This is a genomic window from Thalassospiraceae bacterium LMO-JJ14, assembly GCA_021555105.2.
GTDB lineage: Bacteria > Pseudomonadota > Alphaproteobacteria > Rhodospirillales > Casp-alpha2 > UBA4479.
The window spans coordinates 3,679,627-3,701,185 of record CP134604.1 but is presented as its reverse complement, the minus strand read 5'-3'; the positions used below and the strand labels follow the sequence as shown (position 1 = coordinate 3,701,185).

The 21,559-nt window shown below is 58.1% G+C and carries 28 protein-coding genes; 18 read left to right on the top strand and 10 right to left on the bottom strand.

The window, feature by feature from the left end; all coding sequences use genetic code 11:
- Positions 1-13: 13 nt before the first annotated feature.
- On the bottom strand, positions 14-640 hold the full coding sequence (locus L2D14_17510) for a DUF938 domain-containing protein (protein WNJ99647.1): 627 nt from the start codon (positions 638-640) through the stop codon (positions 14-16).
- A gap of 94 nt (positions 641-734) precedes the next feature.
- Here L2D14_17510 and L2D14_17505 point away from each other — a divergent pair, with 94 nt between their 5' ends.
- From L2D14_17505 to L2D14_17490, 4 genes are all read left to right on the top strand, one after another.
- Positions 735-1,205: a TerB family tellurite resistance protein gene (locus tag L2D14_17505; GenBank protein WNJ99646.1), complete on the top strand. Its 471-nt coding sequence runs from the start codon at positions 735-737 to the stop codon at positions 1,203-1,205.
- Positions 1,206-1,215: 10 nt separating this feature from the next.
- Positions 1,216-1,551, top strand: coding sequence for a ferredoxin family protein (locus tag L2D14_17500; protein WNJ99645.1), 336 nt, complete (start codon positions 1,216-1,218; stop codon positions 1,549-1,551).
- A gap of 224 nt (positions 1,552-1,775) precedes the next feature.
- Positions 1,776-2,270, top strand: coding sequence for a CarD family transcriptional regulator (locus tag L2D14_17495; protein ID WNJ99644.1), 495 nt, complete (start codon positions 1,776-1,778; stop codon positions 2,268-2,270).
- Between the two features lie 29 nt (positions 2,271-2,299).
- Positions 2,300-2,806, top strand: coding sequence for a putative molybdenum carrier protein (locus L2D14_17490; protein WNJ99643.1), 507 nt, complete (start codon positions 2,300-2,302; stop codon positions 2,804-2,806).
- A 15-nt stretch (positions 2,807-2,821) separates the two neighbouring features.
- On the opposite strand, the gene L2D14_17485 is transcribed toward L2D14_17490, so the two are convergent.
- From L2D14_17485 to gluQRS, 3 genes are all read right to left on the bottom strand, one after another.
- Entirely contained in the window at positions 2,822-4,258 is a 1,437-nt protein-coding gene (locus tag L2D14_17485) for a M48 family metalloprotease (protein ID WNJ99642.1), read from the bottom strand.
- A gap of 135 nt (positions 4,259-4,393) precedes the next feature.
- A complete protein-coding gene (locus L2D14_17480; protein ID WNJ99641.1) occupies positions 4,394-5,182 on the bottom strand; it encodes a thermonuclease family protein in 789 nt (262 codons plus the stop codon).
- On the bottom strand, positions 5,183-6,049 hold the full coding sequence (gene gluQRS, locus L2D14_17475; protein WNK01700.1) for a tRNA glutamyl-Q(34) synthetase GluQRS: 867 nt from the start codon (positions 6,047-6,049) through the stop codon (positions 5,183-5,185).
- A 93-nt stretch (positions 6,050-6,142) separates the two neighbouring features.
- Between gluQRS and L2D14_17470 the strand changes: the two genes are divergently transcribed.
- The 3 genes from L2D14_17470 to L2D14_17460 all read left to right on the top strand — a co-directional run bounded on the left by L2D14_17470 (position 6,143) and on the right by L2D14_17460 (position 8,117).
- Entirely contained in the window at positions 6,143-6,838 is a 696-nt protein-coding gene (locus L2D14_17470; protein WNJ99640.1) for a phospholipase, read from the top strand.
- Positions 6,839-6,927: 89 nt separating this feature from the next.
- Positions 6,928-7,482 (top strand): HNH endonuclease, encoded by a 555-nt coding sequence (locus L2D14_17465; protein WNJ99639.1) that lies wholly within the window; start codon positions 6,928-6,930, stop codon positions 7,480-7,482.
- A gap of 74 nt (positions 7,483-7,556) precedes the next feature.
- Complete coding sequence (locus L2D14_17460; protein ID WNJ99638.1) at positions 7,557-8,117, top strand: hypothetical protein; 561 nt, start codon at positions 7,557-7,559, stop codon at positions 8,115-8,117.
- Here the strand turns inward: L2D14_17460 and L2D14_17455 are convergent, their stop codons facing one another.
- Together L2D14_17455 and L2D14_17450 are read right to left on the bottom strand one after the other, a co-directional pair.
- Positions 8,118-8,276 (bottom strand): DUF1127 domain-containing protein, encoded by a 159-nt coding sequence (locus tag L2D14_17455; GenBank protein WNJ99637.1) that lies wholly within the window; start codon positions 8,274-8,276, stop codon positions 8,118-8,120. It lies immediately after the preceding gene.
- A 5-nt stretch (positions 8,277-8,281) separates the two neighbouring features.
- Positions 8,282-9,109, bottom strand: a complete 828-nt coding sequence (locus tag L2D14_17450; protein ID WNJ99636.1) for an isocitrate lyase/phosphoenolpyruvate mutase family protein — start codon at positions 9,107-9,109, stop codon at positions 8,282-8,284.
- Positions 9,110-9,224: 115 nt separating this feature from the next.
- Here L2D14_17450 and L2D14_17445 point away from each other — a divergent pair, with 115 nt between their 5' ends.
- The 3 genes from L2D14_17445 (at position 9,225) to L2D14_17435 (ending at position 11,572) form a co-directional block, all read left to right on the top strand.
- Entirely contained in the window at positions 9,225-9,929 is a 705-nt protein-coding gene (locus L2D14_17445; GenBank protein ID WNJ99635.1) for a winged helix-turn-helix domain-containing protein, read from the top strand.
- A 163-nt stretch (positions 9,930-10,092) separates the two neighbouring features.
- Complete coding sequence (rpsD, locus tag L2D14_17440) at positions 10,093-10,707, top strand: 30S ribosomal protein S4 (protein ID WNJ99634.1); 615 nt, start codon at positions 10,093-10,095, stop codon at positions 10,705-10,707.
- Positions 10,708-10,819: 112 nt separating this feature from the next.
- On the top strand, positions 10,820-11,572 hold the full coding sequence (locus L2D14_17435; protein WNJ99633.1) for a glycosyltransferase family 2 protein: 753 nt from the start codon (positions 10,820-10,822) through the stop codon (positions 11,570-11,572).
- On the opposite strand, the gene L2D14_17430 is transcribed toward L2D14_17435, so the two are convergent.
- Positions 11,569-12,198 carry a hypothetical protein gene (locus L2D14_17430; GenBank protein ID WNJ99632.1) on the bottom strand — a complete coding sequence of 210 codons (630 nt, stop codon included), beginning with the start codon at positions 12,196-12,198 and terminating at the stop codon, positions 11,569-11,571. The two genes, L2D14_17435 and L2D14_17430, sit on opposite strands and share 4 nt — an antisense overlap.
- A 145-nt stretch (positions 12,199-12,343) precedes the next feature.
- Here L2D14_17430 and L2D14_17425 point away from each other — a divergent pair, with 145 nt between their 5' ends.
- From L2D14_17425 to radC, 4 genes are all read left to right on the top strand, one after another.
- Positions 12,344-12,838: a TerB family tellurite resistance protein gene (locus tag L2D14_17425; protein ID WNJ99631.1), complete on the top strand. Its 495-nt coding sequence runs from the start codon at positions 12,344-12,346 to the stop codon at positions 12,836-12,838.
- Between the two features lie 54 nt (positions 12,839-12,892).
- On the top strand, positions 12,893-13,600 hold the full coding sequence (gene sfsA / locus L2D14_17420) for a DNA/RNA nuclease SfsA (GenBank protein ID WNJ99630.1): 708 nt from the start codon (positions 12,893-12,895) through the stop codon (positions 13,598-13,600).
- 88 nt (positions 13,601-13,688) lie between these two features.
- A complete protein-coding gene (gene map / locus L2D14_17415; GenBank protein ID WNJ99629.1) occupies positions 13,689-14,510 on the top strand; it encodes a type I methionyl aminopeptidase in 822 nt (273 codons plus the stop codon).
- A 4-nt stretch (positions 14,511-14,514) separates the two neighbouring features.
- Positions 14,515-15,204, top strand: coding sequence for a DNA repair protein RadC (gene radC, locus L2D14_17410; protein WNJ99628.1), 690 nt, complete (start codon positions 14,515-14,517; stop codon positions 15,202-15,204).
- A 9-nt stretch (positions 15,205-15,213) separates the two neighbouring features.
- Here the strand turns inward: radC and L2D14_17405 are convergent, their stop codons facing one another.
- Positions 15,214-15,828, bottom strand: a complete 615-nt coding sequence (locus L2D14_17405; protein ID WNJ99627.1) for a DUF2062 domain-containing protein — start codon at positions 15,826-15,828, stop codon at positions 15,214-15,216.
- A 192-nt stretch (positions 15,829-16,020) separates the two neighbouring features.
- Here L2D14_17405 and L2D14_17400 point away from each other — a divergent pair, with 192 nt between their 5' ends.
- Complete coding sequence (locus L2D14_17400) at positions 16,021-17,250, top strand: MFS transporter (protein WNJ99626.1); 1,230 nt, start codon at positions 16,021-16,023, stop codon at positions 17,248-17,250.
- On the opposite strand, the gene L2D14_17395 is transcribed toward L2D14_17400, so the two are convergent.
- A complete protein-coding gene (locus tag L2D14_17395) occupies positions 17,216-18,226 on the bottom strand; it encodes a hypothetical protein (protein ID WNJ99625.1) in 1,011 nt (336 codons plus the stop codon). The genes L2D14_17400 and L2D14_17395 overlap by 35 nt on opposite strands.
- Positions 18,227-18,343: 117 nt before the next feature.
- Between L2D14_17395 and purB the strand changes: the two genes are divergently transcribed.
- Positions 18,344-19,732 carry an adenylosuccinate lyase gene (gene purB, locus L2D14_17390; protein ID WNJ99624.1) on the top strand — a complete coding sequence of 463 codons (1,389 nt, stop codon included), beginning with the start codon at positions 18,344-18,346 and terminating at the stop codon, positions 19,730-19,732.
- Positions 19,733-19,753: 21 nt separating this feature from the next.
- Here purB and L2D14_17385 read toward each other — a convergent pair whose 3' ends face one another.
- A complete protein-coding gene (locus L2D14_17385; GenBank protein WNJ99623.1) occupies positions 19,754-20,080 on the bottom strand; it encodes a DUF1476 domain-containing protein in 327 nt (108 codons plus the stop codon).
- A gap of 111 nt (positions 20,081-20,191) precedes the next feature.
- On the opposite strand from L2D14_17385, the gene L2D14_17380 reads away from it, so the two are divergent.
- The gene (locus L2D14_17380; protein ID WNJ99622.1) at positions 20,192-20,950 is read left to right on the top strand and encodes an NRDE family protein; all 759 of its coding nucleotides are present in this window, start codon (positions 20,192-20,194) and stop codon (positions 20,948-20,950) included.
- Positions 20,940-21,518: a hypothetical protein gene (locus tag L2D14_17375; protein WNJ99621.1), complete on the top strand. Its 579-nt coding sequence runs from the start codon at positions 20,940-20,942 to the stop codon at positions 21,516-21,518. The genes L2D14_17380 and L2D14_17375 overlap by 11 nt, the downstream gene beginning before the upstream one ends.
- Positions 21,519-21,559 lie beyond the last annotated feature (41 nt).

The following is a 21,559-nucleotide window of genomic DNA, read 5'->3' as shown; positions in this document are numbered from 1 at the left end:
CGTCCGAGATGAACTACCCCTCCACCATCGCCGTCTTGCGATAGACCACCGAAAAATTGTTGGCCGGCATCTGCACGGTCTTGATCAGGTGCAGCCCGCGCCGGCGCGCTTCCAGCGCCACGTCGTCGAGATTGCGGATACCCCACGACGCATCACTGGCCCGGAGCGACTGATCGAACGTTTCATTGCCGGGGGACGTGTGCCTGCCGCCGATCTTGTAAGGCCCGTACATATAAAGAATGCCGCCTTCGGGGAGGATGCGGCCGGCCCCGTCGAGAAGGCCCGTGCAGGCTTCCCAGGGCGCGATATGAATCATGTTGGTGCAGACAATGGCGTGCGCTTCCGAGACCGGCCAGGGGTCAGCGGTGACATCCAGATGTATCGGTTCCAGAAGGTTCTCCAGCCCGCTTTCGTCACGCCAGGCGCTGACGGAATCCCGCAGTTCAGGGTCTATGTCGCTCGGTTGCCAGCGAATGCCATTGAGCGCGGCGGCAAAATGAACCGCGTGCTGGCCGGTGCCGCTGGCGATTTCCAGGACAAGGCCGGTATCGGGCAGAACCTGTTTCAGGACATCGAGAATCGGGTCCTTGTTGCGTTCGGACGCCGTCGAAATCTGCTTTAGGTGCTCATTGCGTTCCATAAGCGGGAGGGTGCCGCCCGGGTCATGGCGTGACAAGTTAAAACCGCAGTTTAATCATGGTTGTTAGTCGCAAAAGCCTGTGATACCCAACCGCATGCTCACGATTATCAAATCGTTTCTCAATGGGGGTAACGAGACGCCCCAGTCCGCCGGAGACAGCGCCGATGCGCTGGCCGCGGCGGCAGTCGCCGTGCTGGTCGAAACCGCACTGCTGGACGGAGATTTCGATCAGCGTGAGCGCGAAGCCATTCATTCCATATTGGTTGATCGTTTCGCCATATCGGCGGATGATGCCGGAATCCTGATCGACGACGCCGTCGCCGGGCACGAGGATGCAAACAGGGTCTATGCGGCGACGCGCCTGATCCGTGAGGAATTTACCGATGCCGAGCGCATCGATGTGATGGAGATGTTGTGGGAGGTCGCATATGCTGACGGGATGCTTCACGATTATGAGGCTAATCTGGTCAGACGGGTCGCCGGGCTTTTGTACGTCCGTGACCGTGACAGCGGCCAGGCCCGCAAAAGGGTCTTAGAACGTTTGGGTTTGGATACTACCGAGTGAGGGTTTGAGTATGACGTATATCGTTACCGAGAATTGCATTAAATGTAAGTATCAGGACTGTGTCGAAGTCTGTCCCGTCGATTGCTTTTACGAGGGCGAGAACTTCCTCGTCATTCATCCTGACGAATGTATCGACTGTGGCGTCTGCGAGCCCGAATGTCCGGCCGAAGCGATTATCCCCGATACCGAACCGGGTGTTGAGAAGTGGTTGGAAATCAATACGAAATTCGCCTCCGTCTGGCCGAACATCACGCGCAAGGGCGATCCGCTGCCCGACGCCGAAGAATGGGACGGCAAGCCTGACAAGGAAGCCATGCTCAGCGAAAACCCCGGCAAGGGCGATTAACTTACTGTTATAAAGCAATAATTTTGGCGCGGGCTGGTTTAATCAAACGGCCCGCGCTGCTCTTTTCTGCACTGCAAAAATGTGGTATGGTCTCTGCACAAAATGACCGCACATTGACGGGGCCCGCATGGGCCCTTTCAGCGTCGGGACGAAGGTTTGGAAACCTCATCCGCGCCATGTCACGGCCGGGTGAGTTTTGATAAGAGAGCAAAGAAGAACATACCATGGCTGAACTGCTTTTTAATCCCGGTGATTTCGTTGTCTACCCGACGCATGGCGTCGGCAAGGTCCTCAGTGTCGAGGAAGAAGAGATCGCGGGGCACAAACTCGAATTATTCGTGATCAGCTTCGACCGCGACCGCATGACGCTGCGTGTTCCGGTCAGTAAGGCCGCGAATTCGGGGCTGCGTAAACTTTCGTCGAAAAAGCGAATGGATGAAGCCATCCAGACGTTGAAAGGCCGTCCGCGCGTCAAACGCACGATGTGGAGCCGCCGCGCTGCGGAATACGATCTCAAGATCAATTCCGGCGATCCGGTATCGATTGCCGAAGTCGTGCGTGACTTGCACCGTAATGTCGGCCAGCCCGATCAGTCGTTCTCGGAACGACAGATCTACGAACAGGCGCGTGACCGTCTTGCTTCCGAGCTGGCCGCTGTCGAAAAAACCGACGTGGACAAAGCGACTTCCAAGCTCGAACAAATCCTGGAAGCGGCTTAACTCCCGTGACGGCGCCGTCGGAAACGACGGTGGCCGACGGTCCCGTCGAGGGACCGCGCGGGGTGCTGCCCGGCAAGATCGTATCCGGTGGTCAAACCGGCGTCGATCGTGCCGCACTGGATGTCGCGCTGAAGCTCGGGCTCAAATGTGGCGGCTGGGTACCGAAGGGGCGGCGTGCCGAAGACGGGCCGATTCCCGCTGAGTATCCGATGCGCGAAATGAAAAGTTCGGCATATGCCATGCGTACCCGCCAGAACGTCATCGACAGCGATGCGACACTGATGCTGACCCGGGGCGAGCCTGCGGGCGGCACTGCGGATACCTTTGCCGTGGCGCAGGAATTGAAGAAGCCGTACCACATCATCGATTTGAAGCGGACCCACTCGCCACTGGCGGCGTTACGCTGGCTCGAGGCGAAGAAGCCTGCTGTTCTGAATGTCGCCGGGCCCCGCGAAAGCGAAGCGCCGGGCATTTATGACGAAACGGTACTGGTGCTCAGCCACCTTTTGCAACTGGCCGCAGGTTCGCGCCCCTAGTCCCGGTTGCCGGTTCTAATTGCCAACGACTTTCACGCGCTCACCGACAGCAAGCCCGTCCGACACGACATTGAGATTCAGGGCCCGGAACCAATCGTCATTGTATTTGCCGAGCGGCATCCTGGCGGCAAAGGATTTGGGCGTATCGCCCGCCTTGACGGTGCGGAGCCGGATATGCGGCGGCTTGATGTCATCGCCTTCACCTGCCTTCAAAAGGCGGAAACTGTAAGTCGTTGTGCGCAGCGGCACCGACATCTGCGATGTCACGGCGGGATCGGTGAGAAAGGCAAAGCGGAACAGGCTTTCGCGTCCGCCTCGGATCGCCAGCAGCCGGATATCACGCACGCCCTTGTTGGTGTCGACCCGTGCCGTGCCGGTGGCGGCATCCAGCCCATTGATGGTCAGGCGTTCGAGATTGTCCGGCTTGATCCCTGATTTCGGCCCCCAGTGACGGCCGATATAATCGCTCAGGTTGGGCATGCCGGTGGCGACTTTCGGGTTTTCCATATCGAAGATGATCGTGGTGCCCTTGTTGTCGTTGCCGACGACGTTCGTCTTGCCGTTTTTGACGTCGAAACCGGGCGGAAATTCAAAGCGGAAGCCGAGATCCGGATGAATGAAAGTATCGCCCTGCAGGAAGCCTTCCTTGGGGTCCTTGCCGAATAGCAGCCCGTCGACCTGGGTCAAAAATAGGTTTCGCTGGCGCACGGGAGAGGTCGGCCGTTCGGTTGCCGCAAGCTCGCGCGCCTGATCGATCCGCTGGGTCGTGCGTGGGTGCGTCGACATAATCGAGAAATTATCCTTGGGACGGCCCGCTTTTTCGGCTTCGATTCCGTTCTGAAGATCGAGCTTGGCGAAGAAATCCGTAAGTGCGCTTGGGTCGTAACTAGCGCGGGTCATGTAGCGTGCGCCTAGACGGTCGGCTTCGAGCTCCTGCGTGCGTGAATAGCTTTGCAGGGCAGCCTGCGCCCCATAGGAAATGACGTCGCCGACGCCGCTCGGTGCGCCAAAGACACTGCCGAGAATACCGACCGCCGCCAGACCGAGGTTGGTTGCCATGGCCGAGGAATACCGTTGCGCGGAATGGCGGGCAGTAACATGACCGATCTCGTGACCGATGACGCCGGCCAGTTCCGCCTCGTCTTCACACAATGCGATCAGGCCGCGCGAGATATAGACATACCCCCCCGGCAGGGCGAAGGCATTGACCGTATCGTCGTTCAGGACAAAAAATTGAAACTGTGCGTTCGGCGTTTCGGATTGCGCCACAAGCTTCTTGCCGATCGCCGAGACATAAGCCTGTAGCGTCCGGTCATCATAGGTGCCGCCAAAGGCTTCGAGCATTTTCGGATGTTCTTCGGCACCGACGCGTTGCTCGTCTTCTTCCGACATGAAGGCGGTGAAGCTCTGCTCGCCGGTGGCGCGATTTGTGGTGCAGCCGGATACAGCCATTGATACAGCCAAAAGCGACGGGAACAACCAACCTAAACGTCCGTAAATGCTCATTGCGTAACCTCAGTCAAAATTCGCGATGCTAAGCTTAGCGTATCCGCTGTCTATTGCTCAACGAAGGCGATTTCATGACACTCAACGCCCCAAAAACTCGATCTGTTCGGGATGTGTTGCGCGGATCATTGGACCGTTGCGTTTGACCAGCCAGCCCCGGACCCGGACCGCATGTCCTGTCCACTTGCGGGGATGTGGGTCGGTATCGCGGAAAAGTTTCAAGGCATTGCGATCGATGGAAACGGTGAAATCGTCCCGCCAATTCTGGCCGAAATTCAAATACAACGTTCCCTTTACCTCAGCCGCATCAACGACGCGGCCTTCGACCAGTTGAAATGTGCCGAGCAGGTCCAGCAGCGCCTCCGGATCAGGATTGCGGATCGTGTAGTAGGGATGTGCCCAAATGCCGATTTGTGCTCGTCTGGCCGTCTGTTCCATCGCCAGCATGTCTTCTGCCCGATCGCGATTGTCGGGAAAGCTGTAGACCCGTGCCATCCCGGATTTGAGCATCTCGCCCTGGACCCATACCGGCCGCCCGTCGTCGATGACATCAAGGTGCGCCAGCCAGCGGGCATATCTGTCGCGCCGGGCGCCTGTGAAGTTAAGTGTCACGTGTTTGCCGAGCACGAGTGCTTCCAACGCATGCTTGGATTCCTTTGCCAACGGCCATTCGAGAAAGTTTCGACGCCCAAGCGGCAGCTTCGGCGCCTGAATGCCGACCAGTCGGATTTCATTGCTGTCCTTGTACGGCGGATGGATAAAAACGGTATCGCCGTCGACGACTTCGGTTACCCGCGCGGTGTGCACCGGTTCGGCGAGCGCCGGCAAGGCACTCAGAAAAACCACAAAAGCGAGCATGAAACGGGGCATTCAGATATCCCCGCCATTCGGTTCCGGCACATGGCTTTGGATCATGTTTCTGATATCTTGCGGCGTGGCGCCGGTGGATCGTAACGCTGCCAAAGTCAGGGACTTATCGCGTTTGGCAAAGCGCTTGCCATCTTCGCCGCGTAAAAGCGGGTGATGGTGATATGCTGGCACGTCAAGATCCATGAGCGCTTGCAGCACCCTGTGCACGTCCGTTGCCTCGAATAAATCCGTTCCCCGCGTCACCAGCGTCACACCTTGCAAATGATCGTCCAGTGTAACCGACAAATGATAACTGGTCGGTGTATCCTTGCGGGCCAGGACCACATCGCCGAAGCGCTCGGGGGCGGCCTGGATCGTTCCGGCCGCAATGTCCGTCCAAGAGAGCCTGCCTGTGCGGGCCAATGCCGCGTGCATGTCCAGACGCACCGCGTGCGGCTCGCCGGCGGCAAGGCGGTCGAGACGTTCATGTTTGTCCATGTGGCGGCAGATGCCCGGATATACAGGGCCGTCGGGCCCGTGCGGTGCACCGCCGGCAGCCGTTATCTCCGCTTCGATATCCTTGCGGGTACAGAAGCAGGGATACGTCAGTCCGGCATCGCCGAGGCCTGCCAGGGCCTGCGTGTAGGTGCTGAATTGTTCTGATTGGCGGCGCACCGGCTGTTCCCATTCAAGACCCAGCCATGCCAGGTCGTCGTATATGGCTTGTTCGAATTCGGGGCGGCATCGCCCCATGTCGATGTCTTCGATCCTCAGCAAAAACTTCCCAGCGGCGTCCCTGGCCGCTTTTTCCGCGAACAGGGCGGCGTACGCATGACCCAGATGAAGATAACCGGTCGGACTAGGGGCGAAGCGGGTGATGACGGACATGATCTCGATGCGGCCTTTGACGCAGTGGACGGGTGGCAATAACGATCTTTATGCGCTACCACTTGTGCACCCGGACCCTAGGAGCATGCAAGTATGAGCGACGAGACCCCTGAACTCCCGAAACTGACTGGCCCGACCCTGGAGCCGCTCGGCGGCCGTACGCCGAAGCAGTTGGTGATCATGTGTCACGGTGTCGGGTCTGACGGCGATGATCTTCTGGGGCTGGCGCCGTTTTTTCAGAAAGTCCTGCCGGATGCGCGGTTCGTATCCCCCCATGCACCGTTCCAGTTCGACGGCGGCCCGATCGGCTATCAATGGTTCTCCCTACAGGATTTCAGTAACGAGGAACGCAACAATGGAGTGCGTGCCGCTGCGCCGATCCTCAATGCCTATATCGATGAGCAACTCGGCATCCTCGGGCTTGAGGACAAAGACCTGGCGTTGGTCGGGTTTTCCCAAGGCACGATGATGGCGCTGCACGTAGGCCTCAGGCGGGCAAATTCCTGCGCTGGCATCCTCGGTTATTCCGGCATGCTGGTCGATGTCGAAAGCCTGACCGACGAAATCACCGTCAAACCGCCGGTGCTTTTATGCCACGGACAGTCGGATGAAATTCTCCCCTTCGACTTCATGCCCGCAGCACTGGCGGTGCTGCGCCTCAACGGGGTGCCGTGCGAAGGGCTGGCGCGGCCGGGCCTCGGCCATGGTCTCGATGACGACGGGATCAAGGCGGGGATGTTCTTTCTGGCCGATGTGTTCGGGGTCAATCTGCAGAACCTCGGCGGGTAATCGGGTCACGAAAGATTCATGCGCTAATATTTTGCATTCCTTCAATATCGTGTATTCTTCTCCTCGCAGGACAGGAGATGTAGTATTCGATGTCCATCAACGGTTATCCCGCTCTGGCTTTGAACGCGGACTTTCGTCCGCTCAGCTACTTTCCGCTGTCGCTCTGGTCCTGGCAGGAAGCCCTGAAGGCCGTGTTTCTGGACCGTGTGTCGGTCGTTTCCGAATATGATGTGAAGGCCCGCTCTCCTTCGCAGGAGTTCGCCTTGCCGAGCGTGATTGCGCTCAAGGAATACATCCCGATGAACCGCCGCCCGGCGTTCACACGGTTCAACGTGTTTCTCCGCGACGGCTTTACCTGTCAGTACTGCGGCGGACGCATGGCGGCCGAGGAACTGACGTTCGATCATGTGGTGCCGCGTTGCCGCGGCGGCCGCACGACTTGGGAAAACGTGGTCACGGCCTGTTCACCCTGTAATCTGGTCAAGGGGCACAAATTGCCGAAACACGCGCGCATGTTTCCGATGCGCGAGCCGGCAAGACCTACGTGTCATACCCTTCAAGAGAACGGCCGTTCGTTCCCGCCAAATTTCCTCCACGAAAGTTGGCGGGATTTTCTTTACTGGGACAGCGAACTCGAAGCCTGAGATATCGGTGTCTGGACAGTTCGCCGTTTGCTGCATATCTTCGCTTTCGGTTTTTGTGATGCGAAGGAATGATCATGTTCAGCAAAGAAGGGTTCATCGAGGCTTGCGCCGCCGCCGTCAAGGAAGGGCAGGCAGCCACCCGCGAGTTGGTCAAGGAAGCGGTCTCGGATCCGGCGGGCATCGTCAAGGAACTGGGCGAGCCGACAAAGGCCGGGATCGACCTTTTGCACCGCTCGCCGGACCTGACGGTGATCAACTTCATCTGGTCGCCCTACATGACGCTGATCCCGCATAACCACAACATGTTCGCGGCCATCGGTATTTATCATGGACGTGAGGACAATATTTTCTGGAAGCGCGGCGATGGCGTGATCGAAGCCGCCGGCGCCGACTCACTCGGCCCCGGCGATGTCGGGACCCTCGGCCACAGCATTATTCATTCGGTGACCAACCCGCTGGGCAAGTTCACCTCGGCGATCCATGTTTATGGCGGTGATTTCTTCGAGCCCGATGAGCCACGCAGCGAATGGGACCACGAGACCCTCAAGGAGCGCCCGTGGGACGTAGAAACCACGCGCCGCTGTTTCGCCGAGGCCGAGGAAAGATTTCTCGCTTCGCGCGCAGCCGCGGAATAATCAGCTCCGCCAGCACGGTTTTCGGCTTTCACGCACGGCGTCACGGTGTGTGAGGCCGAGATCACGCAATTGCCAGGCTTCCATCCGCTTTAACTGCTGACGCTGGCGTGCGCGCATGAACCACAGGTAAAGCGTGCCGAGCAGGTTCGGGAACAGCATAATCGTTATCCTTTTTGCTTTTGATCGGTGAAAATCCCGGTCAGATCGTCGTGTGAGATCATGCCGTCGAGATAGCCGAGTCTCCCGGTGTGCAGATTTCGGACGGCGTCGCGGACAAGACCAAGCGTCGCGCACATGACGCTGCCGCCCGTCGAAATGCGCCGCACACCCATCTTTTCAAGCTCTTCCAGGGGGATGTCGAACCCGCGCATCCCGACCAGCACATTGACGGGCTTTTTGACGCATTCCAGCAAGGCCGTGATCTGTTCGCGCGTCCTCAAGCCCGGCACATACAGGCAATCCGCCCCCGCCGCCTCATAGGCCCGGATGCGGGTCAGGCTATCGTTCAGCGGATCAGGATGGGGGACCAGAAAACATTCCGCACGGGCCGTCAGGACAAACGGGATCTTCGATGTGTCGATGGCTTGCCGTGCCGCCTGAATGCGGTCCACCGTTTCCCCGATGCTCATCAGGGCGTCGCCGCCTGTGCGGTGGTGATCTTCGATGCTGCCGCCGCGCGCCCCGGCTTCGATCAGCAGTCGAAACGTTTCCGCGACATCCTCCGGGGTCTCGCCGTATCCGTCTTCGCTGTCGACGCTGACGGGGATATCCACGGCGCTGCAGATCACTTCGAGTGCGCGCAGGCATTCATCCCGGTTCAGCGCGCCCTCGTAATCGGGGCGCGCCATTGTATAGACGATCCCGGCGCTGGTGGTGCCGATGGCGTCCGCCCCGGCGTGCTCCATGATCCGTGCCGAGCCCGCGTCCCAGGCGTTAGGCATGCGGATCATTGGGCCTTCTGCGTGGCGTTTCAGAAAATCGTCTCTATGCATGACGGAACTCCATGTCGGTTGGTGGCGGGTGAAGGGACAATCGCGCGATCCGTCAGGCTTGTCATGCATAAACGTTTCGCTTATGATCGAAATATGGATGTTATAGGAGTTTCAAATGTTTAACGATGGCTGGGAAAAACATGACGCGCGCGCGGCGGCTCGGATCGGCGCCGTCATCGGGGTACCCGCACGGGCCAATATGCTGGCCGCGCTGGCTGGCGGGCAGGCATTGACGGCGACGGAACTGGCGCTGCATGCAGGTGTTACGGCACAGACGGCATCTTCGCATTTGAAGAAGATGAGCGACCTCAACCTGATCGTCGCCGAGAAGCAGGGACGCCACCGCTATTACCGCCTTGCCGATGCGCGGGTCTTCGATGCGTTGGAGCCGCTGGCGCATCTGTTGCCGGATCAGCCGGTCGTCCACAGGAAACCGTCCAAAATCCTGCTGGAACTTAAGGAATCCCGGATGTGCTACGACCATCTGGCGGGGGTGCTCGGCGTTGCCGTTGCCGATGCCCTCAAGGCCCGGGGGTACGTCACCGAAGACGACAAGGATTTTCATGCCACCGCTACCGGTGTCGGGTTCTTTGCCGAGATCGGCATCGACTTCGAAGGCCTGAAAGAAAAGCGCCGGCATTTGGCGCGACGCTGCCTGGATTGGAGCGAACGCCGCCCGCACGTCGGCGGCGCTTTGGGGGCGGCGCTTGCGGATTCTTTTATGCAAAAAGGCTGGATCGAACGGATCCCCGACAGCCGCAAGGTAGTTCTGACCGAATCCGGCCGGGACGCGCTGACCCAGCGGCTCGGCATTGAATAGAAAAATCCGCCGAAGCCTTTGACATTTCCCCGATTTTCCCTATATTCCGCGCCTTCTGCCCGGGAATGTGGGCTGGCGGCTTTGTTTCGCCATTCCCCGCCGCCGCGATAGCGGGTCGGACTACTGGGCCTATAACATCCGGTTAACGTAAGAGAGAACCAAAATGACAAAACGTGTACAGTCGAAATACAAGATTAACCGCCGCCTTGGCGTCAATCTTTGGGGCCGTCCGAAAAGCCCGGTCAACACCCGCGATTATGGCCCCGGTGAGCACGGCCAGCGCCGCAAAAAGCCGTCCGACTTCGGGCTGCAGCTGATGGCCAAGCAGAAGCTCAAGGGCTACTACGGCAACATCTCGGAAAAACAGTTCCGCAAATATTACACCGAAGCAGTGCGCCGCCGCGGCGACACTTCGGAAAACCTGATCGGCATTCTCGAACGCCGTCTGGACGCGGTCATCTACCGCATGAAATTCGTCCCGACCGTCTTCTCCTCGCGCCAGTTCATCAACCACGGCCACGTCAAGGTGAACGGTCAGCGCGTCAACATTCCGTCGTTCATGGTCAAGGAAGGCGATGTAATCGAAATCCGCGAAAAATCGCGCCAACTGCCGCTCGTGCTGCTGGCCAGCGAAAGCTCGGAACGCGAAGTGCCGGATTACGTCGAAGTCAACCACCAGCGCATGACCGGGACGTTTGTCCGTCAGCCGAAATTGGAAGACGTACCGTATCCGGTGCAGATGGAACCGAACCTGGTCATCGAATTTTATTCGCGCTGATCGTTTCGGAAAGCATTCTCAAGGGCCGGTATCTTCTGGATGCCGGCCTTTGTTTTGCCTGCGCCACGGATTTGCATGTCTGTCCCGACCTTACTTTTGCTAGGTTCAATGCATGAGCAAGCTCACGGCCCTTGTTGTCGCACATAACGAAGAGGCGGTCCTGGATGCTTGCCTGGAGCGGTTGAGCTTTGCCGATGAGATCGTCGTCGTGCTCGACCGTTGCACGGATGACACAAAGGGTATCGCCGGAAAGCATAGCGCGAAGACCCTGGAAGGTGCATGGCCGCTCGAAGGAGACCGGCGCATGGCCGGGATTGCCGCGTCAAAAGGCCCGTGGGTACTTGAAGTCGATGCCGATGAGTGGATTGACCCACTATTGGCTGAAGAAATCCTGCAAGCGGTGCAAGCGGACACGGCCGATTTCCATTTCATACGCATGCGGAACCAAGTCGGCGGCAAGTGGGTCAGATACGGATGGATGGCGGCGCTGGCGCCGGACCTGAAAGGTAGCCTGTTTCGCAAAGGGCATAAGACATGGGGGATGGAGCGGGTGCACACAGGTGTCTCGTTCACGGGTCGTCGGGGGGCGGATTTCACGCAGGCCATTCATCACAATTTCGTCCCCGATGTTTCCGCTCTGCTTCAGAGGTTCAACAGGAACACGTCGCTCCGCGCCGAGGATATTGCCAGCAAGGGCGAAACCGCGAAGACCAGAAGTCTGGCGCGAAAGGCCCTGTCGCGGTTCTGGAAATGCTACGTTGCGCGCAAAGGTTACAGGGAAGGGGGTGTCGGGCTCGTCATTTCGATCCTGTCGGCGCTTTACCCGCTTGTCGCACATCTGAAGGCGCAGGAAATCCGCGCTTAAGCGGAAAAGTCGACGACGGAGCCGCGCGGCGGATCCTCCGGTAAGGCGATCGGGTTTGTCTGCAAATCCTCGATGGTACGGACGGAACGGGAAAAATCCCTGTTCTGCGTCTCGATGAACTGCCGGTCCTGGGCGGCGCGCTCGGCGAGACGTTCATTCCGGCCAGTTAAAAGATCCTCAAAGGTGGCCTGCCGTGTCTGCGGCGTTGCAGGCGCATCCTCGACGGTTGGCGCGGGGGGCGGTGTCGTCGGTGTTAACGGCGCCTGGGCATTGTAGGCGGCGTCCCGGTCATTGGCGCGCAGCCGCTCGTCGGCGAAAAGCTGTCGAAGATCCGATTCTTCGCGGGCAATGCGCTCATCGATGCGGGCATCTTCCGTGTCGCGGGCGATTAAGGAATCAAAGCGTTTGGCATCGGCGACGCTGCGGGCATATTCACGCTGACGCCGGGCACGGTCAATGTCGTCGGCGGTGGCATCGGCAAGACGTTTTTCAACTGCCTGTCGGTCTGCTTCATTGGCGCGCTGAACCGCTTCCTCGCGCTGGCGTGCACGGGAAAGTTCTGTACGCTGGTCGCTCTGCACCTGTTGGCGCACGGCGCTGGCGAGTAAGGAAACTTCTAACGCCATTTAAATAACCCGATATTCGTTCAGGTCCTGTTTGGCGTCTTCTACGTCTGATACACCTTATTGGTGGTCGCTTCTCGACGTTGTAATTATAATGAATCTTAAGTTGTTTGCAAAATCGAACTGTGAGCCCGGGGGAATAGCGAAAATGGATGGAATGCCGGAGCTGTCGCCGTTGCAGGCGCTTGCCGTCAGCACAGCGTACGTGGTCATGGCGGACAAAAAGGCGTTGCCCGAGGAAAGGGCTTCGCTGGTGAGTTTACTCGGCAAGCACGTCAGCCGCCGTGAGTTAAGTTCGACACAGATTCAGCGGCTGACGGCGGATGCTTTCGCATATGTTGCCAAGTACGAATTCGACAAGTTTCTGATGTCGATCGAGGCGACGCTGTCCCCGGCGCAGATTATTTCCATCATGTCGAACATGTACGAAACGATGATTGTCGACGGCAATGTCGTTTCCAGGGAAAAAGAACTGGTCGAGGAGTTCTTCCGGTTTTTCGATATAGACCGCCGGGTCGTCAATACGATCCGCGAAATACTGATGATCAAGAACGATACATCGCTTTTTCTGCGTACGGACCACCCGAACAATTCCAGTGATTTCAGGTTCAGCTTTCTGGACCGCATGGACCTTGAGGCATGAGGGCAGGCATAACCAGGGGTTGCACTCCGTCCAAGCGTCAGTTATGAGCGCCGCATGAGATTTCCCGATCCCCTGATACGCGGTCGCCTGATCAAGCGATACAAACGCTTTTTAACGGATGTCGAGCTTGAAGACGGCAGCGTTGTCGTCGCGCATTGCGCTAATTCCGGTTCAATGCTCAGTGTCAACGAGCCGGGCGCCGAGGTGTGGTTGTCACCGGCCCGGAATCCCGACCGTAAATTGAAGTATACCTGGGAGATGATCCGCATCGGCGAGACGCTGGTCGGCATCAATACCTCGCTGCCCAATATGATTGTTTCGGAAGCCATCGAAGCGGGCAAGGTCGATGAATTGACAGGCTATGGGTCGCTTCGCCGTGAAGTGAAATATGGCAAGAATTCACGTATCGATATCCTGCTCGAGGATGATGCAAAACCGAAATGCTACGTCGAGGTTAAGAACACGACGATGCGCCGGGACCTGCAGGGCGGGCCACTGGAATTTCCCGATGCGGTGACCTCCCGGGGCGCCAAGCATCTGGTCGAGCTTTCCGACATGGTTGCCGATGGGCATCGCGCGGTGATGTTTTATCTGGCTCAGCGAGAGGATGGCGATGTCTTTACCGTCGCCGGAGATATCGATCCGACCTATGCGCAAGAGCTTTCCAAGGCGATGAAAGCCGGTGTCGAGGTGGTGTGTTATGGGTGCGCACTCAGTCCCGAAGAGATCACCGTGGTTCGAAAAATACCCCTTGAATTGTAAAAAATGGCCGGGTGGGTATGAAAAAACCACCTGAGGGCTTACATAAGATAAGAAGGCTTATATAAGATAAAACATAATGGATAGAAATATGAACGATCAGGCAGTTAAAGTCCCTAGCCGAGATGGACGCTACATTAAAATCCACGATGAAGTGGGATTTGAAGGTATGCGTAAAGCCGGCTTGCTGGCCGCGGAATGCCTTGATTTCATTACCCCTTACGTCAAACCGAGTGTCAGTACGGACGAGCTGAACCTGCTTTGCCACGACTGGACGCTGGAGCGTGACGCAATTCCGGCGCCCTTGAATTACCGTGGGTTTCCAAAATCGATCTGCACGTCGGTCAATCATGTCGTGTGCCATGGTATTCCGGGCGAAAAGGTTCTGATCGACGGCGATATCATCAATATCGACGTCACCGTAATCCTCGACGGTTGGTTCGGTGACACAAGCCGCATGTTTTATGTCGGTAAGCCCGGGCTGAAGGCACAAAAGCTGGTCGAAACCACCTTTGAGTGCCTGTGGCGCGGCATTGAAGTGGTGCGCCCGGGGGCCACGCTTGGCGACATCGGCCATGCCATTCAGTCGTATGCCGAAAAGAAACGCTATTCGGTGGTGCGGGACTTCTGCGGTCACGGTCTTGGGCGGGTATTTCACGATGCGCCGAATATCATGCACTTCGGCCGTCCTGGAGAAGGGGAAATCCTGCGTGAAGGCATGTTTTTCACCATCGAACCGATGATCAATGCGGGCAAGCTGGACGTAAAAATCCTTGCCGATGGCTGGACGGCGGTAACCAAGGACCGCTCACTGTCCGCGCAATTCGAACATTCGCTCGCGGTGACTAAAGACGGCTATGAGATCTTCACCCTGTCACCGAGCGGGCTGGATTGCCCGCCATATAAGGTCTGATCCCATGACGGCGGCAGTGCGCAGCAGCGAACATGCCGGCCACCGTCAACGTCTGCGAACCCGGTTTCTCGCTGCGGGCGGCGAAACGATGCCCGATTACGAGCTCCTTGAAATGGTGCTCTTTGCGGCAATTCCCCGTGGCGATGTCAAGCCGCTGGCCAAGCGGCTGATAAAGCGTTTTGGCGGTTTTGCCGACACCATTGGCGCACCTTCGGAAGCGCTGATGGAAGTGCAGGGTATGGGCGAAGCTGCTATTGCGGCGCTCAAGGTTGTCGAGGCTGCGGCGCAGCGTCTGGGTCAGGAATCCGTAATAAACAGCCCGGTTTTGTCGAGTTGGGACAGGCTGATTGAATATTGCAGGATGCGGCTTGGCCGAGCCGAACGGGAGCATTTCCGGATATTGTTCCTGAACCGCAAAAATATCCTGATCGCCGACGAGGAACAGCAGCGCGGGACCATCGATCACACACCCGTCTATCCGCGCGAGGTCGTGAAGCGTGCCCTGCAACTGGGTGCCAGCGCCATCATCATGCTGCACAATCATCCGTCCGGCGACCCGGAGCCATCAAGGGGCGATATCGATATGACACGGGAGATCAAGGATACGGCGGAACGGCTTGGCATCCAGCTGCACGACCACATCATTGTCTCGAAAACCGGGCACCAATCCTTTAAGTCGCTAGGCCTGCTTTGAATTGCCGGATCAGTCGGTTTGATTGCCGGCCATGTTTTGCGCCGGTTTCGCGGCGTGTTCCTTGATCCATCTTTCTTTATTTCTGCGCCGCCGCCGGCGTATGTATTTGAGCGATAGCTTGTAACTGAGCCAGCTGCCGATAATGGCATAAGGCAGGCAGCCGATGCCCATGGACAAGCCCAGTTCTTTTGCCAACAATCCCATCAGATCCAGGGTAACCTGCCAGAATCCGCCACCATCGGCGAAAGCTTCGTCCCAGGAACTGAGAAAGGTTTCGTATCCGGTGATATTATGCCAGTCGCCGCGCATAATCTGCCCGGTCGCATAGAACATGTAATAGACCGGCAGCATGGTGAAAACGTTGGTGACCCATGTCCAGGCGCAGGCAATGACGAGGCTGAAGCGGAATTTTCTCGCCGGTTTTGCGATAAACCACGTCACCAGACATAGATACATCTGGATACCGACGAGCGGCGTCAGCGCCCAGAACATGCCGACGGCGACGCCGCGTGCCGAATACTCAGGCTCATGCGGACTGCGACGCAAAGGAATCAGCAGCTTGAGGCGTGACAGACGCCCCATACGGTCCAAAAACCCTCGTTTGACGCGATCCACCGACGTCATTCCAGTCTCCGATTGCCTCATGCACGCTTTTGAATCATGTTCCGGATGATGGCAGAAATACCGGACTGCTCAACACTCTAAATCATTTAGTTCTTAGGATTTCCGACAAGCCGCTCCTTTTTTCCCTTGTGTGTTTGCGCTCCCCAAGGCGGGAATGCTCGGTTAGTATTAGCCGGGAGTTTGGGGGAGCCATTGTCGAGTACTTTTATCCGTGTCTTCGTGCCGTTCGCCCTGGGCTATCTGCTGTCGTATCTGCTTAGGGTCGTCAATGCCGTGATCGCACCGGCACTGGTCAACGATCTTGGACTGACTGCTTCCGATCTCGGCTTGTTGACCAGCGCAAATCTGTTCGCATTTGCGGCTTTTCAGTTGCCGCTCGGCGTCTTACTCGACCGTTATGGACCGAGAAAGATCGAGGCTGTTTTGCTGATCGTAGCTGCGGCGGGGACGGCAACTTTCGCACTGGCCGGGTCGCTTGCCTTGTTGGTGTTGGGACGGGCCATGATTGGCCTGGGAACTTCCGCCTGTTTGATGGCGGCATTTACGGCATATGCCTTGTGGTTGCCCAAGGAACGCCTGCCCGCCGTCAATGGATACCAGATGGTGGCCGGCGGTATCGGTGCGCTGATCGGCACCACGCCGGTCGAGTTTGTCGAGGAGGCGCTTGGCTGGCGCGGCGTTTTCTGGGTTCTGACGGCGGTCGCGCTCGCCATGGCGATAATCGTCTATACCATTGTGCCGCGCCGGAACGATCCGCATCACGGTACGGAAACCCTGCGACAGACGATCGGTGGTATCCGTCAGGTTTTCTGGTCTCCCTTGTTCTGGCGAATAGCACCGCTCTGTGTCGCGTCTCAGGCGGCTTTCCTCGGGATACAAAGCCTGTGGCTGGGACCGTGGTTTCACGACGTGATGGGGCTGGACAGCAGGGCGACCGCGACGGCGCTATCGCATGTCGCGGCGGCCATGGTTGCCAGCTATTTGTGTCTGGCCTGGATTACGGGATATTTGAGCAAGAGGGGGGTCGGGGCCATCCCCATATCGGTGACCGGTATGAGTATTTTTCTGGTCATGCAGCTTCTCATCGTCTTCGAACTTGTGCCGGTGAACGATACGACATGGATGGTCTGGGCATTCACGGCGACATACGGCATCGTCAGCTACGCCGGATTGACGCAGCGCTTCGCGGTGACATTGGCGGGCCGTGTCGTGACGGCGGTCAACCTTTTGGCGTTCTTCGGCGCTTTCGGCGTGCAGTGGGGAATAGGTGTCGTGATCGATTTCTGGCCGCTGACGGCAACGGGCGGCTTCCATCCCGAAGGCTACCGCTATGCTTTCGGTATCGTCGCGGGCCTGCAGTTCGTGGCGCTGATCTGGTTCATGGTCTTCAGGACGGAACGGGTCGTCGAAAGTCCCGTGTGACAGCACCGTCGCGTTCGTAGCCCCGCACCAGCAGCTTGCCTTCGAGGGCGTTGGCGACAACGGCAATGCGGGTGGTTTCATTGAGGATAGGCGGCTTGACCCAGGCAAAGCCGTCTTCTGCCTGATCGCGGGTTTCTTCCATCAGGGCGCGGCGTCCGACACTGTCGACGCCCCGGTGATGACCCGGCACATCGCGCGCCATCCAGTGATTTGCGCATGCCGTCGGACTGTCATGTATGCTGGCGGCGTCTTCCTCGCGTTCGATCAGGCAGGCCTGATCCGGGCTGGTTCCGCTCAGCGTGAAGAATGCAGGAATCGCCAGCGGCGTTTCGATAAGTTTCTCCTTGGCCTCATCGTATGTTGCGCAGGTATCGAATATCTCGCGCAACAAGTGTGTCGGCGGCTGCGCCTTGCGCACCATCAGGCGGGAACGGTTGATCCCCCAGTCCAGCCAGCACGACCGGCTCCACTTGCGGAAGGGCGGCTGGTTGATGGCTGCGGAAAACCGTCCCGGTGCCATTGCCGTGACGACACCGACGAAGCCCGGCCAGGTAACGTTGAAATAAGGCCCCGCCTTTCCCTTGAACTTGGCGACGACGACGGTTTCGCCGAGACCGTCGAGCGGCCAGTCAAGAGTGCGCAGCATGCGATTGCCGCTTCCGGACGGGTCCGGCCCGGTGCCGGTCGTGCAACTCCACTCATACGACAGGTTTAAAAGCCATGCGCCCGTCTTGCCGGCTTCGCCGGCAACGGCATCGATCTCAGCCATCAATGGGCTGTGCTGACGCTTGAGCCAGCCTCTGGATACGATGTCCCCGATGCTGATCGGCAGTGCACCGTAATGTTCCCGGCCAGCCCTGATAACGGCCTGGAAACGCCCCGCTTCGGCGCGAGCGACATCCAGTGCGCCGCCCTCCGTCGCATCGACAAAGGGGATCTCCACAAGCTTTTCATTATCCGGTATCGGTGAATCCATGGTGACACTATATACGCGTGTGGTGTTGCATTGTCATGAAACCTCGCCGGATGCGAATGCGGGCTTTAAAATACTGTCCGCACAGGTATGATCGCCCGCCTGAATAGGAGATTCTGCATGATTCCGCGCTACAGCCGCCCCGATATGGTCGCCATCTGGGAACCGGCGAACAAATTCCGCATCTGGTTCGAGATCGAGGCGCATGCCTGCGACGCCATGGCAGAGCTGGGCGTGATCCCGAAAGAAGCCGCTGCCGATATATGGACCAACGGTGACAAACCATATACCCCTGAGCGGATTGCGCGCATTGATGCCATTGAGCTTGAAACCAAGCATGACGTCATCGCCTTCACCACCGAGCTTGCCGAACATGTTGGCGAGGCGTCACGCTTCGTGCATCAGGGGATGACCTCGTCGGATGTACTCGATACGTGTCTGGCCGTGCAGATGATGCAGGCTGCCGACATCCTGCTTGCCGATATCGACAAGCTTCTAGAGGCGCTGAAGCGCCGGGCGCACGAAACCAAGCTGATGCCTGTCATGGGCCGCTCGCACGGAATTCATGCAGAGCCGACAACGATGGGGCTTAAATTCGCGCGTTTTTATGCGGAGTTTGCACGGAGCAAGGTTCGGCTCGAGGCGGCGCGTGCCGACATTGCAACATGCGCCATTTCCGGCGCCGTCGGGACTTTTGCCAACATTGATCCCCGTGTCGAGGCGCATGTCGCGGCAAAGCTTGGGCTGAGCCCTGAGCCGATCTCGACGCAGGTGATTCCCCGTGACCGTCATGCGCATTTCTTTGCGACGCTGGGTGTGATTGCCAGTTCGATCGAAAATGTTTCCATCGAAATCCGCCACATGCAGCGTACCGAAGTGCGCGAGGCGCAGGAATACTTCGCGCCGGGTCAGAAGGGCTCATCGGCGATGCCGCACAAGCGCAACCCGATCCTGACGGAAAACCTGACAGGGCTGGCGCGGATCGTTCGCTCGGCCGTGGTCCCGGCACTGGAAAACGTGGCGCTGTGGCATGAGCGCGATATCTCGCATTCCTCGGTGGAACGCATGATCGGTCCGGATGCGACGGTGACGCTTGATTTCGCGCTGGCACGTCTGGCCAGTGTTATCGACAAGCTGGTCGTTTATCCCGACAACATGCTCGGCCATATGAATGCCTTCGGCGGCATTCACGATGCGCAGCGGGTATTGCTGTATCTGACGCAGAACGGCGCCAGCCGCGAGGATGCGTATAAAATCGTCCAGCGGAACGCCATGCGGGTATGGAAAAGCTTCGGCATCGATCAGGACAATCCGAACACACCACCGGTGCTCGACGATGTCGAGAAAGAGGCGTCCAACCATGACAACCGGCTCGCCTTTTTCCTGAGCCACGACCCGGAACTGGCCGATCTGCTGTCCGCGGACGATCTGAAGAATTTGCTGGAGAAAGATTCGGTCAGCTACCACACGGCGCGGGTGGACGACATCTTTGCCCGCGTGTTCGGCTGAACGGAGGGTAAAAGTCCGAGATCAGGCTTCGTTTTTAACCTGATCGAGCGCGACGCTCTCCAGTTCCTGCATTTTACTGCGAACCTGCGCTTCGGTGATCGATGCGCTCCGTTCCTTGATGTCGCTCATGACCTTGCGGATAACATCTTCAATGCCGGGTTCGTCGAAATCTGAAGCGACGACTTCCTTTGCGTAATTTTCGGCGCCATCACCTGTCAGGCCGAAACTTTCAGCGAGCCACAGTCCGAGCAGCTTGTTACGGCGGTTTTCCGCTCTGAACAGCAACTGCTGATCCATCTCGTATTTACGTTCTTCGCCTTTTTCGCGTTTGGAAAAAGAATCGGCCATCGGATCGCTCCCTGAACTGGTTCTATCTGCCACATAAATAGTCCGCTGACGGGAAAGCCGCAAGCCGCGCTTTCGCTGGTTTATCTTCCGAAGGCATATTATTTTTTCGTTATGTGTACCGTTGTCATCGCCCGCCAGCCGGATCGCCCTTGGCCTGTCATGATCGCCACCAATCGTGACGAGATGTCTTCACGGTTATGGCAGCCCCCCGGCCGTCATTGGGGCGATCATCCTCATGTCATTGCAGGTATCGACGAAGAAGCCGGCGGCACCTGGATGGGGTTGAATGACGACGGGCTTTTTGCAGCCGTCCTTAATCGTCGCGGTTCGCTCGGCCCTGCCGATGGCAAGCGTTCGCGGGGCGAATTACCTCTGGAAGCTCTCAGCCATGCAGAAGCGACCGAAGCCGCTCAGGCGCTCGGCAATCTCGATGGCCGGGCATATCGCAGCTTCAACATGCTGATTGCCGATTGCAACGATGCCTTCTGGCTCCGCTCGACCGGCGAGGATGCGGCTGTGCAGGTCATGCCGGTTCCGTTAGGGATCTCAATGCTGACGGCGAACGATCTGAACGATACCGAAACGGCGCGCATCAAGGCATATCTTCCGAAATTCAGGGAAGCCGAAATGCCGGACCCGGACAGTGGCGACTGGTCGACATGGCAGGCGCTCATCTCCAGCCGCGAGGCATTGGCGTCTGACGGTGAACGCGGCGCCATGAATGTCGGCACCGACAGCGGGTTCATGACCGTGTGTTCGTCGATGATCGCACTGCCGGGCATGGCGCGTTTCGGCGAGAAACCGAAATGGTTGTTCTGCGCAGGCTCGCCGGACCGGATGCCGTTTCTGGATGTGGACCTTGGCAGCTAAGCGGGTGTTTCTTCTGCTGGCTATTATTTTGGGGCTTGGCCAACCCGTTCGCGCTGAACCAGCCCAAGCGGATTTGCGGCTGCCACCTGCAGATGCGCCCGGTTTCAATGAACTGTGCCGGGAAATGTACGCGAAACGCGACACGCCCGAGGGCTGGCCCATTCAATTCCGGGGCAGCAATCATCATTGTACCCTCAAAACCCGCGACGGCAGTGAAACGGATATGAGTGCCGACGATTACGCCTGGACACTTAGAAAAAGCCTGACATTCGCCTGCAAGGGTAAACGGGAAGTGATTTACGAAGTCGTCAGGCGTCTTATGGATTGTGATGGCGGCAAGCGGACGATCGAAATGCGGCCCTTGGCTTTGCCCAAAGGGAGCTGCCAGGTTTCGTTTGGCGAGACATCGGAAGCCTTCAGCGTGGCGCCGCCCTTGATCGACGAGTTGATCGACTGGCGTGACAACATGCCGTGGTACGAACGGATTCTCGTGAATTTGTTCGCACCGCGTGAACTGCCGATGGTGATGGACGGATTGATTCTCTGTGGCAATAGTACGCCTCGGTAGCTGATGGGCGGAACATGCGTATATCGATATTTTCCATAATG

What these genes read in the sequence shown, in the direction of transcription:
- L2D14_17510 (WNJ99647.1), bottom strand. Translation starts at nt 640, where the DNA reads ATGGAACGCAATGAGCACCTAAAGCAGATTTCGACGGCGTCCGAACGC.
- L2D14_17505 (WNJ99646.1), top strand. Translation starts at nt 735, where the DNA reads ATGCTCACGATTATCAAATCGTTTCTCAATGGGGGTAACGAGACGCCC.
- L2D14_17500 (WNJ99645.1), top strand. Translation starts at nt 1,216, where the DNA reads ATGACGTATATCGTTACCGAGAATTGCATTAAATGTAAGTATCAGGAC.
- L2D14_17495 (WNJ99644.1), top strand. Translation starts at nt 1,776, where the DNA reads ATGGCTGAACTGCTTTTTAATCCCGGTGATTTCGTTGTCTACCCGACG.
- L2D14_17485 (WNJ99642.1), bottom strand. Translation starts at nt 4,258, where the DNA reads ATGGCTGTATCCGGCTGCACCACAAATCGCGCCACCGGCGAGCAGAGC.
- L2D14_17480 (WNJ99641.1), bottom strand. Translation starts at nt 5,182, where the DNA reads ATGCCCCGTTTCATGCTCGCTTTTGTGGTTTTTCTGAGTGCCTTGCCG.
- gluQRS (WNK01700.1), bottom strand. Translation starts at nt 6,049, where the DNA reads ATGTCCGTCATCACCCGCTTCGCCCCTAGTCCGACCGGTTATCTTCAT.
- L2D14_17470 (WNJ99640.1), top strand. Translation starts at nt 6,143, where the DNA reads ATGAGCGACGAGACCCCTGAACTCCCGAAACTGACTGGCCCGACCCTG.
- L2D14_17465 (WNJ99639.1), top strand. Translation starts at nt 6,928, where the DNA reads ATGTCCATCAACGGTTATCCCGCTCTGGCTTTGAACGCGGACTTTCGT.
- L2D14_17460 (WNJ99638.1), top strand. Translation starts at nt 7,557, where the DNA reads ATGTTCAGCAAAGAAGGGTTCATCGAGGCTTGCGCCGCCGCCGTCAAG.
- L2D14_17455 (WNJ99637.1), bottom strand. Translation starts at nt 8,276, where the DNA reads ATGCTGTTCCCGAACCTGCTCGGCACGCTTTACCTGTGGTTCATGCGC.
- L2D14_17450 (WNJ99636.1), bottom strand. Translation starts at nt 9,109, where the DNA reads ATGCATAGAGACGATTTTCTGAAACGCCACGCAGAAGGCCCAATGATC.
- L2D14_17445 (WNJ99635.1), top strand. Translation starts at nt 9,225, where the DNA reads ATGTTTAACGATGGCTGGGAAAAACATGACGCGCGCGCGGCGGCTCGG.
- rpsD (WNJ99634.1), top strand. Translation starts at nt 10,093, where the DNA reads ATGACAAAACGTGTACAGTCGAAATACAAGATTAACCGCCGCCTTGGC.
- L2D14_17435 (WNJ99633.1), top strand. Translation starts at nt 10,820, where the DNA reads ATGAGCAAGCTCACGGCCCTTGTTGTCGCACATAACGAAGAGGCGGTC.
- L2D14_17430 (WNJ99632.1), bottom strand. Translation starts at nt 12,198, where the DNA reads ATGGCGTTAGAAGTTTCCTTACTCGCCAGCGCCGTGCGCCAACAGGTG.
- L2D14_17425 (WNJ99631.1), top strand. Translation starts at nt 12,344, where the DNA reads ATGGATGGAATGCCGGAGCTGTCGCCGTTGCAGGCGCTTGCCGTCAGC.
- sfsA (WNJ99630.1), top strand. Translation starts at nt 12,893, where the DNA reads ATGAGATTTCCCGATCCCCTGATACGCGGTCGCCTGATCAAGCGATAC.
- map (WNJ99629.1), top strand. Translation starts at nt 13,689, where the DNA reads ATGAACGATCAGGCAGTTAAAGTCCCTAGCCGAGATGGACGCTACATT.
- radC (WNJ99628.1), top strand. Translation starts at nt 14,515, where the DNA reads ATGACGGCGGCAGTGCGCAGCAGCGAACATGCCGGCCACCGTCAACGT.
- L2D14_17405 (WNJ99627.1), bottom strand. Translation starts at nt 15,828, where the DNA reads ATGACGTCGGTGGATCGCGTCAAACGAGGGTTTTTGGACCGTATGGGG.
- L2D14_17395 (WNJ99625.1), bottom strand. Translation starts at nt 18,226, where the DNA reads ATGGATTCACCGATACCGGATAATGAAAAGCTTGTGGAGATCCCCTTT.
- purB (WNJ99624.1), top strand. Translation starts at nt 18,344, where the DNA reads ATGATTCCGCGCTACAGCCGCCCCGATATGGTCGCCATCTGGGAACCG.
- L2D14_17385 (WNJ99623.1), bottom strand. Translation starts at nt 20,080, where the DNA reads ATGGCCGATTCTTTTTCCAAACGCGAAAAAGGCGAAGAACGTAAATAC.
- L2D14_17380 (WNJ99622.1), top strand. Translation starts at nt 20,192, where the DNA reads ATGTGTACCGTTGTCATCGCCCGCCAGCCGGATCGCCCTTGGCCTGTC.